Origin of the sequence: Burkholderia sp. Ac-20365 (assembly GCF_017104715.1) — a bacterium.
Taxonomy (GTDB): Bacteria; Pseudomonadota; Gammaproteobacteria; order Burkholderiales; family Burkholderiaceae; genus Paraburkholderia.
Window position 1 is genome coordinate 24,275 of the sequence record NZ_JAAGPI010000025.1, and the last position, 16,028, is coordinate 40,302.

17 protein-coding genes are annotated in these 16,028 nt (G+C 62.8%); 12 read left to right on the forward strand and 5 right to left on the reverse strand.

Annotated elements, in window-relative coordinates:
* Positions 1-81 precede the first annotated feature (81 nt).
* Positions 82-285, reverse strand: a complete 204-nt coding sequence (locus G3O01_RS30810) for a hypothetical protein (RefSeq protein WP_205810647.1) — start codon at positions 283-285, stop codon at positions 82-84.
* 84 nt (positions 286-369) lie between these two features.
* Complete coding sequence (locus tag G3O01_RS30815) at positions 370-1,548, reverse strand: response regulator transcription factor (RefSeq protein WP_205810649.1); 1,179 nt, start codon at positions 1,546-1,548, stop codon at positions 370-372.
* 506 nt (positions 1,549-2,054) lie between these two features.
* Between G3O01_RS30815 and G3O01_RS30820 the strand changes: the two genes are divergently transcribed.
* The 3 genes from G3O01_RS30820 to G3O01_RS30830 all read left to right on the forward strand — a co-directional run bounded on the left by G3O01_RS30820 (position 2,055) and on the right by G3O01_RS30830 (position 4,572).
* Positions 2,055-2,720, forward strand: a complete 666-nt coding sequence (locus G3O01_RS30820; protein WP_205810651.1) for a response regulator transcription factor — start codon at positions 2,055-2,057, stop codon at positions 2,718-2,720.
* Between the two features lie 153 nt (positions 2,721-2,873).
* Positions 2,874-3,203 (forward strand): HdeA/HdeB family chaperone, encoded by a 330-nt coding sequence (locus tag G3O01_RS30825; protein WP_205810653.1) that lies wholly within the window; start codon positions 2,874-2,876, stop codon positions 3,201-3,203.
* 100 nt (positions 3,204-3,303) lie between these two features.
* Positions 3,304-4,572 (forward strand): hypothetical protein, encoded by a 1,269-nt coding sequence (locus G3O01_RS30830; RefSeq protein WP_205810655.1) that lies wholly within the window; start codon positions 3,304-3,306, stop codon positions 4,570-4,572.
* An 84-nt stretch (positions 4,573-4,656) separates the two neighbouring features.
* On the opposite strand, the gene G3O01_RS30835 is transcribed toward G3O01_RS30830, so the two are convergent.
* Positions 4,657-4,854 carry a hypothetical protein gene (locus tag G3O01_RS30835; protein ID WP_205810657.1) on the reverse strand — a complete coding sequence of 66 codons (198 nt, stop codon included), beginning with the start codon at positions 4,852-4,854 and terminating at the stop codon, positions 4,657-4,659.
* Positions 4,855-5,156: 302 nt separating this feature from the next.
* Between G3O01_RS30835 and G3O01_RS30840 the strand changes: the two genes are divergently transcribed.
* The 5 genes from G3O01_RS30840 (at position 5,157) to G3O01_RS30860 (ending at position 11,125) form a co-directional block, all read left to right on the forward strand.
* Positions 5,157-6,380: an acyl-CoA dehydrogenase family protein gene (locus tag G3O01_RS30840; protein ID WP_205810659.1), complete on the forward strand. Its 1,224-nt coding sequence runs from the start codon at positions 5,157-5,159 to the stop codon at positions 6,378-6,380.
* A gap of 125 nt (positions 6,381-6,505) precedes the next feature.
* Positions 6,506-6,850, forward strand: a complete 345-nt coding sequence (locus G3O01_RS30845) for a DUF3088 domain-containing protein (RefSeq protein ID WP_205810661.1) — start codon at positions 6,506-6,508, stop codon at positions 6,848-6,850.
* 63 nt (positions 6,851-6,913) lie between these two features.
* A complete protein-coding gene (locus tag G3O01_RS30850; protein WP_205810662.1) occupies positions 6,914-8,263 on the forward strand; it encodes an LLM class flavin-dependent oxidoreductase in 1,350 nt (449 codons plus the stop codon).
* Positions 8,264-8,296: 33 nt separating this feature from the next.
* Positions 8,297-9,652 carry an LLM class flavin-dependent oxidoreductase gene (locus G3O01_RS30855; RefSeq protein WP_205810664.1) on the forward strand — a complete coding sequence of 452 codons (1,356 nt, stop codon included), beginning with the start codon at positions 8,297-8,299 and terminating at the stop codon, positions 9,650-9,652.
* Positions 9,653-9,673: 21 nt separating this feature from the next.
* Complete coding sequence (locus tag G3O01_RS30860; protein WP_205810666.1) at positions 9,674-11,125, forward strand: NAD(P)/FAD-dependent oxidoreductase; 1,452 nt, start codon at positions 9,674-9,676, stop codon at positions 11,123-11,125.
* Positions 11,126-11,253: 128 nt separating this feature from the next.
* Here G3O01_RS30860 and G3O01_RS30865 read toward each other — a convergent pair whose 3' ends face one another.
* Entirely contained in the window at positions 11,254-12,444 is a 1,191-nt protein-coding gene (locus tag G3O01_RS30865) for a porin (protein WP_205810668.1), read from the reverse strand.
* Between the two features lie 221 nt (positions 12,445-12,665).
* Between G3O01_RS30865 and G3O01_RS30870 the strand changes: the two genes are divergently transcribed.
* The 4 genes from G3O01_RS30870 (at position 12,666) to G3O01_RS30885 (ending at position 14,955) form a co-directional block, all read left to right on the forward strand.
* The gene (locus G3O01_RS30870; RefSeq protein WP_205810669.1) at positions 12,666-13,283 is read left to right on the forward strand and encodes a LysE family translocator; all 618 of its coding nucleotides are present in this window, start codon (positions 12,666-12,668) and stop codon (positions 13,281-13,283) included.
* Between the two features lie 207 nt (positions 13,284-13,490).
* Complete coding sequence (locus tag G3O01_RS30875; RefSeq protein ID WP_205810671.1) at positions 13,491-13,835, forward strand: hypothetical protein; 345 nt, start codon at positions 13,491-13,493, stop codon at positions 13,833-13,835.
* A gap of 161 nt (positions 13,836-13,996) precedes the next feature.
* Positions 13,997-14,359: a hypothetical protein gene (locus tag G3O01_RS30880; protein WP_346779230.1), complete on the forward strand. Its 363-nt coding sequence runs from the start codon at positions 13,997-13,999 to the stop codon at positions 14,357-14,359.
* Between the two features lie 227 nt (positions 14,360-14,586).
* Positions 14,587-14,955 (forward strand): hypothetical protein, encoded by a 369-nt coding sequence (locus G3O01_RS30885; protein ID WP_205810673.1) that lies wholly within the window; start codon positions 14,587-14,589, stop codon positions 14,953-14,955.
* Between the two features lie 29 nt (positions 14,956-14,984).
* Here the strand turns inward: G3O01_RS30885 and G3O01_RS30890 are convergent, their stop codons facing one another.
* The gene (locus G3O01_RS30890) at positions 14,985-15,863 is read right to left on the reverse strand and encodes a LysR family transcriptional regulator (RefSeq protein ID WP_205810682.1); all 879 of its coding nucleotides are present in this window, start codon (positions 15,861-15,863) and stop codon (positions 14,985-14,987) included.
* Positions 15,864-16,028: the final 165 nt, after the last annotated feature.

Here is a 16,028-nt window from a genome sequence, read left to right on the forward strand (position 1 = left end):
CAAAACGCGGATGCCAGCAAAAACAAAAGCAAACCGACCCAGCGTCGCAAGACACCAAAACCCCTGAGCCTTCAGCAAAAATCAACACCTACCCGCCCCCGCCCGCATCAACTGATACCCAGCCACAAGCCCCATATCATAGGCACTCTCCAGCGCCCGAACGATATCAGCCGGCGCAACCAGCACGCGCCGCTCAGGCGCATCAGCATCCAGCATATCGACATCAAAGCAATCAGCCGCGATCTCGCTCAGCGTGCAGATCCGTTCATCCGTCAGTGCGCTCATGAAATCTCCTTGAATCACGATTTTCAGTCGCACAGTACAAGGAAAGAATTAGCAGCGAATGACGCACGGCGAGCAGCCCGCCAATCAGGACTCGGCCGGCAACAACGCCGAACTGATCGCGATGATCCGCTCCAGATCACGAAGGCTCGCGGCGTTCGTCTTGCGCAGAATGGTCTTCACCTGCGTGCGAACCGTTTCGAGCGATACCTGCCTGACTCGCGCCACATCCTCGACCGTCGCGCCGCCGCTAAAGCGCAATGCCACATCGGCCTCGGCTTTCGTGAGGCCATACAGTTCGCTCATCAGGCCCGGAGGCGGCCGCAACGCGTGGTTCAACTGACGTATGACCACCGTCGCCGCGCCGCGAAACACATGGCACGCGTCGCGCATGTCCGATAGAAACTGGCTGACCGCGGGAGAAACCAGCACCGCAAGCGATGCATGCTGCGCAGGCTCGTCGCGTGTATTGCGCAATCTGAGCGCGCCGCCCGCGCCCCCCATTGCGACCGATGCGATCAGCTTGCCCAGCGTCGAATGATCGTCGGGATGCCGCGCGTGAAGCGTGACTCCGCCAATGCCGGGATACGGTCCGGCCTGCGCCATCGCGAGGCCGCAGCGGCCGCCGTCCATCAGCCTGTTGGCCGCTGCGTTGGCATGCAGCACGCGCATCGCGCCATCGACGATCACCACGCTGATCGCCAGCATGTCGAGCGCGCCCGTGCCAAGCTCCGTGCGGTTCGCGATGGCAAGACGCTCGTCCAGTTGCAGCGCGCGCTGCAGGTGCGGCGGCAGCATCAGCAGCAGGCGTTGATCGTCTTCGTCGAATGGTCCCGCCTGCGCGTCGCGCTGCAAGCCGATCGGCGTGGCCGCGCGCACGCCGAGCATGCCGCCCAGCAGGTGGCGAAACCCGGCCGCGCGCGCGAAATCACAGTAGAACTCGGAATTCAGCAACATCTTGTCGGGCACGATGTGCTCGCCGATCACGGCATGCAGCGTGGCGCCATTCAGGCTGCGGAAGATTTTTTCGGCCCGTTGCCGGTAGGGATCGACACGGTGGTAGTAGGAGGCGTACGCATGGGCGTATTCGTTATCGCCGCCGAGCATGTAGCGGATTACGCCGGAGCGGTCAGGCGCCCCCAGCGAAACCCGTTGCGCGCGAAACATCGTGCATAGCTGCGGTGCAAGGTCCGACCATGCCGCGTCTTCGCCCAGGGCGGCGGCATAGATGAGATCGATCACGTCTGACACGTCGGACCTGGCCACATGACTCTCCGACCGGCAAAACGAAGCGTTTCATACCCTGTTCGGGGGATGGAATTCCCGGGCTCATTCTACACAATTCACCCCACGCCAAATTGGTAGGGGCCCGCCGCACGGAACGTACTTCCGGCGGGAATACACGCTCCAGCTCTGTCCCGCACGTCTTGCTGACGGGATAGCGCCGCGACGGGCCACGGCGTTCTGACGGCTGGCTGCGCACCGATATTCCAGACCCGCTTGTCCGCCGTCTGCTCATTCTTCATGTATCCGCGCGTCGCTCGCAAGCCGGCAAGCCTGTGCCTGTCCGTTGCATTGTCGCGATCGCCGGTTTGCCAGGGGCCATGCTGCAAATGAAAGACTTCTCGACACCTTCAAATCTGTTCACGATCGCTCGCGTCGTTGCGGTTGCTGCACTTGCCGGATTGTCCGGCGCGTGCAGCTATCGCGCGAGACGCGGCTTTGCCGGCGAGGTCGTATTGGGCAAACACTCGAACGGACGGTAGGACATCATGCGTGCGTTATTGATCGAAGACGATACACAGGCCGGAAAGGATTTGTGCCGCGCGTTGAAGACCGCGGAGTTCAACGTCGACTGGGTGCGCGACGGCAGAGCGGGGCGAAGCGCAATCGACGCAGCGTATTACGCCATTGTGCTGCTCGACCTCGGTCTTCCCGACACGACGGGTCTCGCCGTGCTCCGCGCGCTGCGCGCCGCGGGCAACAGCGTGCCTGTGCTGATTCTCAGCGCGCCAGACGATCTGGACGCGCGCGTGTGCGGTCTCGAAAGCGGCGCGGACGACTGCGTGCTCAAACCGCTCGACGTGCGCGAACTGCTCGCCCGCATCCGCGCCGTGCTGCGCCGCAGGGCGGGTTACGCGACTTCCGCGATCGGCGATGCATCGCTGAATCTGGACCTGGAGAAACGCACGCTGAATCGCCATGGCGTTGCGTCATCGCTGTCGGCACGCGAGTTCGCGCTGATGCATGCCTTCCTCGAAAAGCCCGGCATGATCCTGTCGCGCGGGCAGCTCGAAGACCGGCTGTACGGCTGGGGACGGGAAGTGGAGAGCAACGCAGTCGACGTGCTGATCCATTCGATGCGCAAGAAGTTCGGGCAATCGCTGATCCGCAATGTGCGCGGACTCGGCTGGACGATTGCGCAAGCAAATGCATAGCGCGATGCCGGAAGCGCGAGCAGATCAGCCGGTAATGCAGGGCTAATTCTGCGTCTCTACGATGCTATTCATACCGGCTGACACACGCCGGTTAACGGCCCCTGGTCGCAAAACCTGCGACGTGTCTGCCTTTTTCAATTGATGGAGTCATATATGAAGCCCGCAAAAATCCTGTTGGTCCTGGTCTGTCTCGCCGCTGCGCAAGCCGCCAGCGCGCAAACGACGACGAAAGTCTCTCCCGCGAAAATGACCTGTGCCGACTATGTGTCGGTGGACGAGGTGTATCGCCCGGCGCTCGTGTACTGGGTCGCCGGCGTCGACAAGCTCGGCGTGAAGGAAACGGACACGATGGTCGTCGATACCGCGCATCCCGTCGCTGAAACCGTGGCCCAGGCCTGCACGCAGGACCCGCAGGCGCCGTTCGTGTCGAAAGTTCGTTCGATGATCAAGGCGAAGAAGATTTCGCTCTTCCAGCACTCGTAAAAGCTGTTGCGGCGAATGCTGGCGACAGGCATCGAACATCGCCGTCGCCAGATTCGCCGCGTTGTCGTGTCATTTTCAGACTGTGTTTCAGGAGCCGACCATGTCGACGATTTGCGAACGGCCGTCACGAGATCAAACGCGCGCCGCAAGGCATATCTATCGCAACGCCTCGGCGACGGAGTTGACGTATATCCGCACGCGCACGCTCGTGGTGAGCCGGACCACCATTGCGGGAGCGGTGAGCAGGGAGCAGTTCGAAACCGCTGTCGACTATCTCGAAGCGCGCTACGGCATTCTGCGCTCGGTGGTCGAGAACGGGCAGTTCGTTGCGCGCACGGATGATGCGTCCGCGGTGAAATCCTGGTTGTCTCCCGAAGCCTGTTCCGCTGAAGCGTTGTACGCGACGCTGTTGAATGCCGAACTCGATACGCGCAGAGCCGTGTACCGGATCCACGTAATCGCCGGCGATGACTCGCTCGATGTCTTCATGCTCAGCTCGCATGCGGTCACGGACGCGACATCGCTGGTGGAACTGCATTCGTGTCTTGCTCATATCTGCGATTGCCTCGTGCGTGGGGAAATCCCGAGACTGGCTGCGCAGCCCTTTCCGGTTCCCGTCGATACAGCCGTGCGCCGAAGCCTGGCGTCGCTTGAGAAAGACGACATCGGCGATCGCGCTCCTTTTACGGGCGCGTTCACCGAAATCCGTCTGCGCGCACCGTACGATGGCAGGCCCATCATGCATCGTCTCGAACGGACCGTCATCGGTGCCCGACAGATGCAACAGGTCAGCGCGGCGGCTCACATTCAGGGTTGTTCCGTGCATTCGCTGCTGCTCGCGGCGTTCGCGCAGGCTATCGGCGAAGTGACCAAAGACGCTTCGCGGCGGATTCTCATGCGCTCGTCGGTGGACATGCGCCGCAGGCTCGAGCCGCATGTATCGCCGGAGCTCGTATTGACAGCCATCACGGGGCACATCACACCCGTGCCCGATCTCGATCAACCGCTGTTCGACATCGCGCGGCATATCTTTCTGGAAATTCATGAGGGCGTGACCAACGGCCTCATCTTTCACGACTACGAGAACTACCCAACGACATTCGGCAGCACGCGACAGGCTCCCGTCGCGCTCAACATGTCCGACATGCAGGCAGTCCGCTTTCACTGGCCGATGCAGCGGCTGCGCGTTACGGGCTTCGAGTATGCGTGCGGGTTCTCGACGAAGTTTCCGAACGTGTCGGTATCGGTTTTCAATGGGACGCTGATTGCGAATACCGCGTACGTGGAAGAGTTTGTCGATCCCGAGGTGATGCGGGCGATCTGCGCGCGAGCTGTGAATCGACTGGTTTCCGCCTGCAATTGCGAGTGAAACAGGCGGACGCGAGGTGCGTTCGTGGCCATTCAGTGGCGACTGCACAGCGATCTGGCTGCCTTAAGCGCGCGCGACCGATCGTCAGCGCGCTTCCTTGTTCGTTTCCTGTTGCTCAGGCTGCTGGCGCGGGTCGGAACCTTGCTGCGTGGGCGCGCGCGTACACGCGTCGGGTGGCGTCGTATAGGGTACGTCTTCGCAGCAGCATGCGTAAACAGGAAATCCGTACGCGTTCGTGCGGATGATCGTCGTCGGCCCGTGCAGCGGACAGATCGCTTTCATGGCGCCTCCTGATACTGATCGTTTAATGCTTTCCATCCTATACCCGTAGCGTCGTCAGCGTGCGCATCACTGTTGCCTTGCCGAAAATGCGATGCCTGTGATCGTTGTGTCCGTTGTCGCGCCAGTTTCCATTTTGCAGCGCCGCGCGGAAACCAACGCAAGCCATGCGCCGCGTCATTGCACGCATGCGAATAACGTAAGCGCAAATCGGTTGTTATCTGCACGCGGATGCGTCCCTATACTGGCTCGCCTGTCTGTCGACGAATATCGACGCCCGGCATCTCCAGTACAAGGAACACGCAATGCCCGCTCAAGACCTCACGAATCGTGCCGCGCGTGCGCGGCTCCAGACGGCGCTCGCCGGCTTGCCCGCGCTTGCGCGCGCCATCGGCGAAGGCGCTGCATCGCGCGAGGCGCGGCGCGAATTGCCGTTCGACGGCTTCGCGCTGTTCCGGCAATCCGGCCTTGGACGTCTGCGCCTGCCCGTCGAATGGGGCGGCCTGGGCGGCTCGCTGGAAGACGTGTTTCATGTGATCGCGACGCTTGGCGCCGAAGAAAGCAACGTCGCGCACGCGCTGCGCATTCATTTCGATCAGACCGAGGCGCTGCTGCTGTCGGCGCGCACGCCGTTCAATGAAGTGCAGATCGAACGCGTAGCCGATGGCGCGATTTTCGGCGGCGCTTCGACGGAGCTGGGCACGTCGCGGCCCGGCGAAATCACCACGCAACTGCGCCGCGAAGGCGAGCACTACCGCTTGAGCGGCAGCAAATACTACGCGACGGGAACGGCGTTTTCCGACTACGCGCGCCTGAATCTGCAGGACGAAAACGGCAATGCCGTGGTCGCGATCGTGCCTGTCAAGCGTGAAGGCTTTCGCGTGCTCGACGACTGGGATGGCATGGGCCAGCGCATGACGGCTAGCGGCAGCCTCGAGTTCGACAACCTGCTGGTGCGCGCGGACGAAGTCACGCCGCGCGTGCAGACGACGCTCGCCGGCCGTCACGGCGGCGCGCTGCGGCAGCTTCATCTCGTCGCGGTGGGCGCGGGGATCGTGCGCAACGTGGTCGCCGATGCAAAGCGCTATGTGTTGCTGCATGGCCGTCCCGCGCTGCATAGCCCGGCGCCGTCCGCGCGCGAAGACGCGTTCATCCAGCAGGTGATCGGCGATCTGACGGCGCATAGCCACAGCATCGACGTGCTGGTGCGCGACAACGCACGCGTACTGGAACGCTCGTCGCTCGCGATCCGCAACGGCGAGCCCGATGCGGAAGCGCTCGTGCTCGAAGGCGCACTTGCGACGGCGCGTACGCAACTGATCGTCAGCAAGCTCGCGCTGCATGCAGCCGAGCGCATGTTCGAGGCGGGCGGTGCGTCGGCGACCTCGCGCGCGCACAACTTCGACCGTCACTGGCGCAACCTGCGCACCATCTTCAGCCACAACCCGCTGCTGCACAAGGCGCGTGTGATCGGCGATTACGAATTGAACGGCGTGACGACGCATCTGACGGAAGGCCGTGTTTTCTAGCGTGATTCGCAATCGCGACAGACGACGCATAGCGCGCGATCGCATATCGATGTGCCGATTTCTTCGTGGCGGCGCGTGCGCGCCGCATCCGACAATGTTCGCGTTACGTTCAAGGTGCCTACACGATGAGCCGTGATCTTCTTCTGTTGCTCGAACCCGGTTTCAGCGATCCCCGCTATCCGGGCGAACGTTTCATCTGTCCCGATGGCGCGCCTATCGAAGGATTGCTCGCGAGCGATCCGGCGCGTGTCGCGCGACTCGATGTGCGGCGCGTGCCGTTCGAGCGTCCGCGCAAGGCTGTCGTTGCAGCGCTCGATGACGCGCATCAAGGCCTGCCCGTGCTCGTGCTGGGCAACGACCAACCCGCGCCCGCCGATGCGCAGACACTAGGTGAGCGCCGCTTCGTCACCGACACGCGGCGCATTCTCGATCTGCTCGCCGAGCGCCACGGCTTTCCAAAAGTGCATTGACGCCTGCCAGCAAGCTGTATGAGCGCGCATGCCAGCGCGCACCGGACACAACGGAGAATTTCGATGAGCCGTACTGCGGCACATGCAGCGCCGCGCCGCCTGCATCTGAACGTCAACATCCTGCATTCGGGCTTCGTGCCATCCGCATGGCGGCTGGCCGACGCGGACCCGCGCGCCTTCGTCGACGTCAATCATTACGTGCGCGTCGCGCAGATCGCCGAAGCGGGCAAGCTCGACGCCGTGTTTCTCGCCGATAATGCGGCCATCGTCGACCAGATCGATTTCCGTCCGATCACCGCGCTGGAGCCGACGGTGCTGCTCGCGAGCGTCGCAGCGGCGACGACTCACATTGGCGTGATCGGCACGGCTTCGACGAGCTATAACGAGCCGTACAACATCGCGCGGCGTTTCGCGACGCTCGATCATGTCAGCAACGGACGCGCGGGCTGGAACGTCGTGACGACGGCCGATCTGCCGTCGGCGCGCAACTTCGGCCGCGATGCCGTGCCGGACCACGCGCAACGTTATGAGCGTGCCGCCGAATTCACCGCGCTCGTGAAAGCGCTATGGGATAGCTGGGAAGACGATGCGTTCGTCGGCGACAAGGCGGGCGGCCGTTTCGTCGATGTATCGAAGGTGCATCCCGTCGCGCACCGCGGACGTCACTTCGATGTGCAAGGCCCATTGAACCTGCCGCGCTCGCTGCAAGGGCATCCCGTCGTCGTGCAGGCGGGCGGCTCGGCGGATGGCCGCGATCTGGCCGCGCGTCACGCGGAAGCGGTGTTTTCCGCGTCGCAATCGTTCGAGGAATCGGCGGCATACCGGCGCGATCTCAACACGCGCGCAGCGGCGTATGGCCGTCCCGGCGTGAAGGTGTTACCCGGGCTGACGACCATCATCGGCGCGACGGAAGCGGACGCACTGCGACGTCGCGACGAACTCGTCGATCAGATTCCATGGCGTTACAGCCTGAACCGTCTGGCAGGCACTTTGGGCATCGACGTCGAGCGGTTGAAGCTTGACGAGCCGTTGCCCGAAGACCTCGCACTGCCGGGCGGCGGCAACGGCAATCACACATTCTTTCACGCGACCATTGCGCAAGGCCGCCGTCATGGCTACACGGTGCGTGCACTGATCCGTTCGCTGGCGGGCGGAACGGGGCATCGGGTGATCGTCGGCACGCCCGAGCAGATCGCCGACGATATCGAATACTGGTTCAACGGCGGCGCCGCCGACGGCTTCAATCTGATGCCCGACGCGTTGCCGGGCGGCCTGACTGACTTTGTGGACGGTGTCGTGCCGATCCTGCAAAAACGCGGACTCTTTCGCACGGAGTACGAAGGCGCGACGCTGCGCGAGCATCTCGGGCTCGCGCGTCCCGACAACGCGCAGTTGTGGCGCAAGAGCGCCTGAGTTCATCCACCTGAGCCGTCATTCATCACGATCATGAGTTCTCGCAAGGGTCACCTGCGCCTCGGCGCGTTTCTGTATCCGACGGGGCATCATATTGCCGCATGGCGTCATCCTGATTCGCCGGTCGACGCCGGGCGCAATTTTCGTCACTACGTGCAGCTTGCCCAAGCCGCCGAAGCCGCAAAATTCGATCTGATCTTTCTCGCGGACGGCGCGGGTACGCGCGGCGACAACGTCGATTTTCTGAGCCGCACGGCGCACAGCTATGTTGCGCAGTTCGAGCCGCTCACGCTGCTGTCGGCGCTCGCTGCCGTGACGGAGCGCATCGGTCTGGTCGGCACGGCATCGACGACGTTCAACGAGCCGTATCACATCGCGCGCAAGTTCGCGTCGCTCGATCACATCAGCGGCGGGCGTGCGGGCTGGAATCTCGTTACGTCGTCGAGTGCGCACGAGGCGAAGAACTTCAACTTCGACGAACATCTCGCGCACGCAACGCGTTACGAGCGCGCGGTCGAGTTCGCCGAAGTTGTGGAAGGGCTGTGGGACAGCTGGGATGAAGAGGCCTTCGTGCGCGACAAGGCATCGGGCGTCTATTTCGACCCGTCGAAACGGCATGTGCTCGACCATCGCGGAGAGTTCTTCAATGTGCGCGGACCGCTGAATGTCGAGCGTTCGCCGCAGGGGCGCCCGGTTGTCGTGCAGGCGGGTTCGTCGGAAGCGGGCAAGGCGCTGGCCGCGCGCACCGCGGAAGTGATCTTCACTGCGCAACAACGTCTCGACGATGCCGTCGCGTTCTATGCCGACGTCAAAGGCCGCATGGCCGCTTATGGCCGCGAGCCCGACGATCTGAAGATCATGCCCGGCGTGATGCCGATTGTCGGTGCCACGGAAAGCGAAGCCCGCGAGAAGTTCGACGCGCTCCAGGCGCTCATCGATCCCGCCGTGGGACTCGCGCTCGTATCGACGGTGACGGGCGGCTTCGATCTGTCCGGCTATCCGCTCGATGGACCCATTCCGGAACTGCCCGAAACCAACGCGAGCAAGAGCCGCCAGTTGCTGACGCTCGAACTCGCGCGGCGCGAGAACCTGACCATCCGCGAACTGTATCTGCGTATCGCGGGCGCGCGCGGACACTGGCAACTGGTCGGCACGCCGGCGCAGATCGTCGACGCGCTCGAAGAGCGCTTCGTCAATTACGGCGCGGACGGCTATAACGTGATGCCGGCGCTGCTGCCCAACAGTCTCGACGATTTCATCCGGCTCGTGCTGCCGGAACTGCGCAGACGTGGCTTGTTCCGCAGCGAATACGAAGGGCGCACGCTGCGCGCGAACCTGGGTTTGCGCCAGCCTGTATCGCGCTACGCGAGCGAAGCCTTGACGTCCTGACCGACTTCAGTGGAGCACTTCATGACTCAAACGACGAACCCGGATCAGGGCGCGCTGGATACGTTTCGCCTCATCGGTCCCGATCCTGACAACTGGGTGCCCGACAGGCCGGATGTCGACCATAACGTGTTGATCGTCGGCGGCGGGCAGAGCGGCACCGCGTTTGCATTTGCGCTGCGGCGGGCGGGTATCGGCAAGGTGAGCGTGATCGACGGTGCGCCCGACGAGTCCCTCGCCGGCGTCTGGCTCACGCGCGCGCGCATGACGCGGCTGCGCACGCCGAAGGTATTGCCGGGGCCGGAAGCAGGCTTGCCCGCGTTGAGCTTTCAGGCGTGGTACGAAGCGCGGCATGGCGCCGACGCTTACGCGAAGATAGAACGCATTCCGCGCGAGCAGTGGGCCGCGTATCTCGCGTGGTATCGGCATTTCCTGTCGATTCCGATTCGCTACGGCACGACGCTGACGCGCATCGAACCCGCTGACGGCCATTTCCGCCTGCATCTGTCGATCCACGATGGCAAACGCGTGTGGAAGGTCGTGGAAACGACGCGCAAGATCATTCTGGCCAATGGCGTGGCGGGCAACGGCAAGCCGTTCATTCCCGATGTATTGGCCGCGTTGCCGTCCACGCGGTTGTCACATACATCGCACGATATCGATTTCGCGGCGCTGCGCGGCAAGTCGCTTGCGGTGGTCGGCGGCGCGGCGTCGGCGTTCGATGCCGCCGCGACCGCGCTCGAAGCAGGCGCCGCCGATGTGCATCTGTTCGTGCGGCGTGCGTCGATATCGTCGGTGCCTGTTACGCGTTCGCGCGCGTATCCCGGCGCGTACGACAACTATCCCGCGCTGCCCGATGCCGTGCGCTGGCGGCAGGCATTGCGCTTCCGGCGCTCGGGTTCGACGCCGCCGCCCGATGCGATCGAGCGCGTGACGCGACATGACAATTTTTACCTGCACCTCGGCACTGAATGGCAGCATGCACATGCCGTGGATCAGCGAATCGAGGTTCAGGCAGCAGGCCACACGTTCGCGTTCGATCATGTGATCGCGGGCACGGGTTACGCAGTCGATTTGAATGCGCGCGCCGAACTGGCCGATATCGCGGATCACGTTCTGCTGTGGCGCGATCGCCATGAACCTGCACCACATGAACGCGACGATACGCTGGGCGCGCATCCGTATCTGGGCGAAGCGCTCGAATATCTGGAAAAGACGCCGGGTGCCGCGCCCTGGCTCAGGCATATTCACATCTACAATCCGGCCGCGTTTGTCAGCTTCGGCTTGCCCGTCGGCGACGTGCCGAGCATGAAGCGCGATATTCCCGCCGTGGTCCGGCGCATCAGCCGAGATCTGTTTATCGACGATCTCGCTGCACACGAAGCCCGCATCAATGCCGACGTTGCGCCGGAGTTCAACGAGGCGCAGTACGCGCATCGCATCTGGCGCGCTGATGCAGTGGAGTCCGCGGGCTAAAGTAAAGCGCCGTATCTCACGGCTGCATGACGCCTGTCCGGCGTCATGCAGCGCAAAGCAAACGCACAATGCGTTCGATCACGCGTCACCCGCTACGATCAGCCCTTTGTAGCGAATGACGCTTTCCATCAGAACTTCACGCGCAGACCCGAAAACACGGCGACCTGACGGTTCGTCGATGAAGCCGTGCCCGCATCGGCAATTGCGGCAATCTTCTGATAACCCGTGCCGACTCGTGTCGACGCATCGCCCGCTGCGAGCTGATACGCAGCCGAGAGATAAAGATCGGTGCGCTTGGACAACGCGTAGTCGACGCCGAGCGTGAACTGGTGCCAGCGCGGCTTCAGATTCGCGCCGTTGGTGCCGGGCAGATTGGTCGCACGGCCATCGGTATAGGTGTACACGCCGATCAGCGTCAACGCGGGCGTGAACAGATAACGCGCGTTCAGATCATAGTTGTTGAACTTGCGCGACGAGCCATCGTTGTAGTCGAGTTGCGTGTGGCTCCATGCGAAACCGAATGTCGCGGCACCCAGCGCATAGCTGGTGCCTGCTGCTGCGATCTGCTGACGCGCGACGCCGCCATTCAGTCCATAGAAGAACGCACCGCTGTAGTCGTCGCCCGCCGTGGTCGATGCACCGCCGATCGCGCCGCTCGTGTTCGACGCCGCATTCGGATGATTCAGCACGTTATAGCCGCCGCCGATCGAGAACGGACCGTTCGTGTAGTTCGCCGCCACGCCCCATGCGCGATTGTTGCTGAAGCCCGTGCCGTTGTTGCCGTTCGCCTGATTGCTGAACGCGTACAGGCCGTCGACGGTGAAGCCCGCGATCGTGTCGCTGCGGAACTTGACGGCGTTGTTGATGCGGAAGGTCTGGTTCAGATTGTCGTTATCGCCGATATGCGTCGATGGCGACCAGAAGCCGGGGCCGGCGTACTGCGAGACGATATCCGTCACAGGCTCGTATTGCCGGCCGAGCGTGACCGTGCCGATGCCTGTTTTCTGCACGCCCACGAAGGCCTGCCGGCCGAACAGGCGGCCGCCTTGTCCCGCTGTTCCGTCGTTCGGACGGAAGCCGCTTTCGAGCGTGAAGACGGTCTTCAGTCCGTCGCCGAGATCTTCTACGCCGCGCAGGCCCCAACGGCCGCCGCTCAGCTTGCCGCTCGTCTGCTGGATGTTGCTCGCGCCTTTCTGATTGTTGGTGTAGGTGATGCCCGCATCGACGAGTCCATACAACGTCACGGCACTCTGTGCATGCACGAGTGCGGGCGATGCAGCGACAAGACTTGCGGCGCCGGCCAGAACAACACGCTTCATTGGATTCCCTTTTTATCGAAGTCAATGGGTTAGTAAGGAACCCGATGCTATTAGGGAGAACACCAAACCCGAAGGAACGATTTCTCCTTTGTAATCCGCATGCAATGCGATTTACAACGGAGTTACGCGGTGAAATGCAGATGAGGCTCGCGACGGATTGCGTTGTGGCATAGTGGCCGTCTTTTGTCGTTCGACCTTGCGTCGATAATCTTCGAGGCTCCATGATCGATTTCTCTGCGGTTGCGGCTGTCTTCCCGGTTTATGCAGTCGGCGTGGTGATACCCGGGCCGAACTTCGTCGCGGTTGCGCACAAGTCGGTTTCGGCCAGACGCGCGGATGCGCTTGCGCTCGTCGCGGGGATCGTGGTGGTCAACCTCTTCTGGGCCACCTGCGCGATTCTCGGCGTGGGTATCGTGTTCGCGGTCTTTCCGTGGATCGCGTTGGCCGTGAAGCTCGCGGGCGCAGGCTATCTGCTGTGGTTCGGTATGCGCCTGATTGTGTCGGCAGGTTCGCGGCCTTTGGCCGCACGTACGCCGTCGGCATCGACGAAATTTGGTTCGGCGTTCATGCAGGGCGTTGCGACCAATATCGCCAATCCGAAATCGATCGCGTTTTATGCGGCGGTGTTTTCAACGGCGGCGCCCGCGCATGTGTCGGCGCCGACCTTTCTCGCGATGCTCGCCACCGTCGGCGTGATTGCGTCGTGCTGGTATGAAGCCGTTGCGCTGTTTCTGTCGCACGCGTCTGTTTCAGCCGCGTATCGACGTGCGCAGAGATGGATCGACCGTGCGTGTGGCGCAGTGATCGTCGCGCTGGGCATACGGCAGGCTCTGCGCTGATCGCGCTGTATGTTCGGGGTTGCGCTCTGTGTGCATGCACAAATCGGCGGGCGTCCGAAAAGGGGTAGACTTTCGCATCACCCCTGCAGAACGGGGTGCGGCGGCAAGCGGCGAAAGCGGATCCGCCGGCCGTGCGCGCAGGTTGTTTTCAGTGCAACAGCACCTATGTATTGAAGACTGGACAAACAGAATTGAGGTCCACAACCCATGCTCAAACCCGAATTCAACGACGCGGACAGCGCGCGTCCCGAGCTGCTCTGCTACCTCGTGGCCATCGCCGCGGCTTCGTATGCGCTGACGCAGGAATGGCGCGTCGATCATGTGGTCGAATGCTGCCGCCGCTGGCTCGCCAAAAACGATGTGAAGATGTACTGGCTCGACCGCGTCAAGATCGGCCAGTTCGCGTTGAAGATCGCCAGCGAGGATCTGCTCAACGCGGGCATCGCCGTGCGTCTTTCCAGTGTCAATGCACTCTTTACGAGCGAGATGGAACTGAACGAAGCGAGCACGATGGTGCAGAAAATGATGTCGCTGTGTCAGGAAGCACTGTAAGTGGACACGCGTCGGGCCATCTCAAGGCTGAAACGCGAAAGTTGCAATGAACGAACACTGTGTTGCAACTTCGCTAGCTGATCGCGAGACGCAGCCCGTTCATACTCCGCGATGGTCGCGCACCGCAACGTGCAGGTGCGAGCATTCAGCGTGGAGTCATCGTGAACCTATCCGGAGTGAGCCGTTTCCTGTCAGGTCTGATCAAACAGATCGGGCTGCGGGTGACAGCGCGTGGCGCGCTGCGGTTACCGTTGCTCGTGCTGGTGCCCGTGCTGATGCAGGCCTGTGCGAGTTCCAGCCCGGTTGTCGAATCAGGCAATGCGGGGCAATACACGCTCCATGCGTCGGCGGCGGGCGGCAGTGTCGCGTGGGCGAGATCTCACAAGGCCGTCATGCAGAGCGCAAGCGACTTTTGCGCGCAACGCGGCGAAGTGCCGAGCGTCGTGTCGGAGTCGTCCACAGGCGTGCGTGCGCTGGAAAGCCACCAGGCGCAACTCACATTCGAATGCCATCCGCGCTTTTGATGCGCGGCGCGGTGCGTCAGTCTTGCACGTGAATGCAGAGCAACTCGTTAGACGAAACAGAAAGCTGGGCGTGCAGCGGGTGTAAGTCGCCCTTAAGGATGCGCAGCTATAACGTGTGATGCACATGCGATCTGCGCGGCGCTGCCAGTCAATGAAAAAGAATGGGTGACCCGGACTCGCGGATTCAACCGACGTTAGCGTCGATGATCATTCGGAGGTCGCCCGCCATGCCAATTCATTCCCGCTCCGTTGCGCGTGCCACCACGCTCGTTCCAATGACGCTTGCAATGGCGCTTGCCACTGCGGCTCACGCCGAGTCCACCTGTCCGGACTTCGTGATGCTGCCGTCCGGCAGCGTGTTCAATATTGCGAAGCTGATCGCCGATACGGGCTCGCCGGAAGCGGCGCTCAGCAAGGCCCGCACGGCCGTCGATCAGGTCAGCTCGAACGGCGGTTGCCCCAGTTCAGTGAAACGCGAGGTGTGTGAGGAAACGATGGCCGTTGCAAAAAAGGCCGTCGTTGCCCTCGAAGCATGCGTGACGCACGGCCCGCATGCAGACGGGATCGACAAGGGCGGGCGCACCGCGTCGAAATAAGCAGGCGCTCGACGTCGCTATCGACGTCATTACGCTGCCGCATTGGTCGTGCGCAGCGCCGCGCCGAGGCTGCGGATCGTCTCCCGCATGCCGGCGTCCCGCACGCGCGTATAGACGGCGATTTCGATCGGCGCGAGCGTCGGCAAGCCGAGCCGGCTGCCGACATCGACGGCACGCGGCGGACACCCGCGCCGCGTCATTGGCGCGACGGCAAGACCCGCCATCACGGCAGCGCCCACCGTGCCGATGCCGCCGCCCACGAACACTTCCGTCCACTTGATCCCGGCTTCGTCGAGCGCTTTCAGCGCATTGGCGCGCACGCCGCAGGGCGCCGACAGCGACGCGATGCGCAGCGGCTCGCCGGGATGGTGCGTCCACTGTGGCGCGGCAAACCAGCCGCAATGCTCGACGAACAGCTTCTCCGCGTCCCTGCGCGTGGCGTCGCGCCGCGCGAACACGGCGTCGAGTTCGCCGGAATCGTAGTCCGCGAGCATTTCGCTCGATGCACCGATCTTCACTTCGACGCGCAGCGTCGGATCCTGCGACGAGATGCGCGCAATCAGCGGGATCAGTCCGTCCGCCGCCGTGTGATCGATGATGCCCAGCCGCAGGCTGCGTTGCACCTGCACGACGGGATTCAACGCGCGGTCGTGCGCGCTCAGCAACTCGCGGGCCGCCGCGAGAAACGCCGCGCCTTCGGGCAGCAACTGCACGCGGCGCGGCGTGCGTTCGAGCAGGCGCCGGCCGAGGCGCTCTTCCAGCCGCTTCATCTTCAGGCTGATCGAAGACTGCGTGATGTCGAGCACTTCGGCCGCGCGCGTGAAGCTGCTGAGGTCGGCGACCAGAACGAAGGCCTGCACGTCGTCGAGGTCGAGGCGGCGCGCGGGCGAATGATAATCAGCGCTCATCTTGATGGCTCCAGTCATCCTGTCTGTCAATCATAGGATGACGGCTGATTTTGTGTCTTGGCTAGCGCATCGGCCCTTTATTTCAGCGTATTCCACGCGTCTTCTTCCGTTTAGTCATTGGTGAAAATCATCACAGAAATGCTTGATGATGAATTGGTGTAATCG

Bases quoted from the DNA above. Each gene is read 5' to 3' on its own strand.
- G3O01_RS30840 (WP_205810659.1), top strand. From the start codon at position 5,157: ATGCCCGCTCAAGACCTCACGAATCGTGCCGCGCGTGCGCGGCTCCAG.
- G3O01_RS30855 (WP_205810664.1), top strand. From the start codon at position 8,297: ATGAGTTCTCGCAAGGGTCACCTGCGCCTCGGCGCGTTTCTGTATCCG.
- G3O01_RS30870 (WP_205810669.1), top strand. From the start codon at position 12,666: ATGATCGATTTCTCTGCGGTTGCGGCTGTCTTCCCGGTTTATGCAGTC.
- G3O01_RS30845 (WP_205810661.1), top strand. From the start codon at position 6,506: ATGAGCCGTGATCTTCTTCTGTTGCTCGAACCCGGTTTCAGCGATCCC.
- G3O01_RS30825 (WP_205810653.1), top strand. From the start codon at position 2,874: ATGAAGCCCGCAAAAATCCTGTTGGTCCTGGTCTGTCTCGCCGCTGCG.
- G3O01_RS30885 (WP_205810673.1), top strand. From the start codon at position 14,587: ATGCCAATTCATTCCCGCTCCGTTGCGCGTGCCACCACGCTCGTTCCA.
- G3O01_RS30875 (WP_205810671.1), top strand. From the start codon at position 13,491: ATGCTCAAACCCGAATTCAACGACGCGGACAGCGCGCGTCCCGAGCTG.
- G3O01_RS30835 (WP_205810657.1), bottom strand. From the start codon at position 4,854: ATGAAAGCGATCTGTCCGCTGCACGGGCCGACGACGATCATCCGCACG.
- G3O01_RS30850 (WP_205810662.1), top strand. From the start codon at position 6,914: ATGAGCCGTACTGCGGCACATGCAGCGCCGCGCCGCCTGCATCTGAAC.
- G3O01_RS30810 (WP_205810647.1), bottom strand. From the start codon at position 285: ATGAGCGCACTGACGGATGAACGGATCTGCACGCTGAGCGAGATCGCG.
- G3O01_RS30820 (WP_205810651.1), top strand. From the start codon at position 2,055: ATGCGTGCGTTATTGATCGAAGACGATACACAGGCCGGAAAGGATTTG.
- G3O01_RS30865 (WP_205810668.1), bottom strand. From the start codon at position 12,444: ATGAAGCGTGTTGTTCTGGCCGGCGCCGCAAGTCTTGTCGCTGCATCG.
- G3O01_RS30860 (WP_205810666.1), top strand. From the start codon at position 9,674: ATGACTCAAACGACGAACCCGGATCAGGGCGCGCTGGATACGTTTCGC.
- G3O01_RS30830 (WP_205810655.1), top strand. From the start codon at position 3,304: ATGTCGACGATTTGCGAACGGCCGTCACGAGATCAAACGCGCGCCGCA.
- G3O01_RS30890 (WP_205810682.1), bottom strand. From the start codon at position 15,863: ATGAGCGCTGATTATCATTCGCCCGCGCGCCGCCTCGACCTCGACGAC.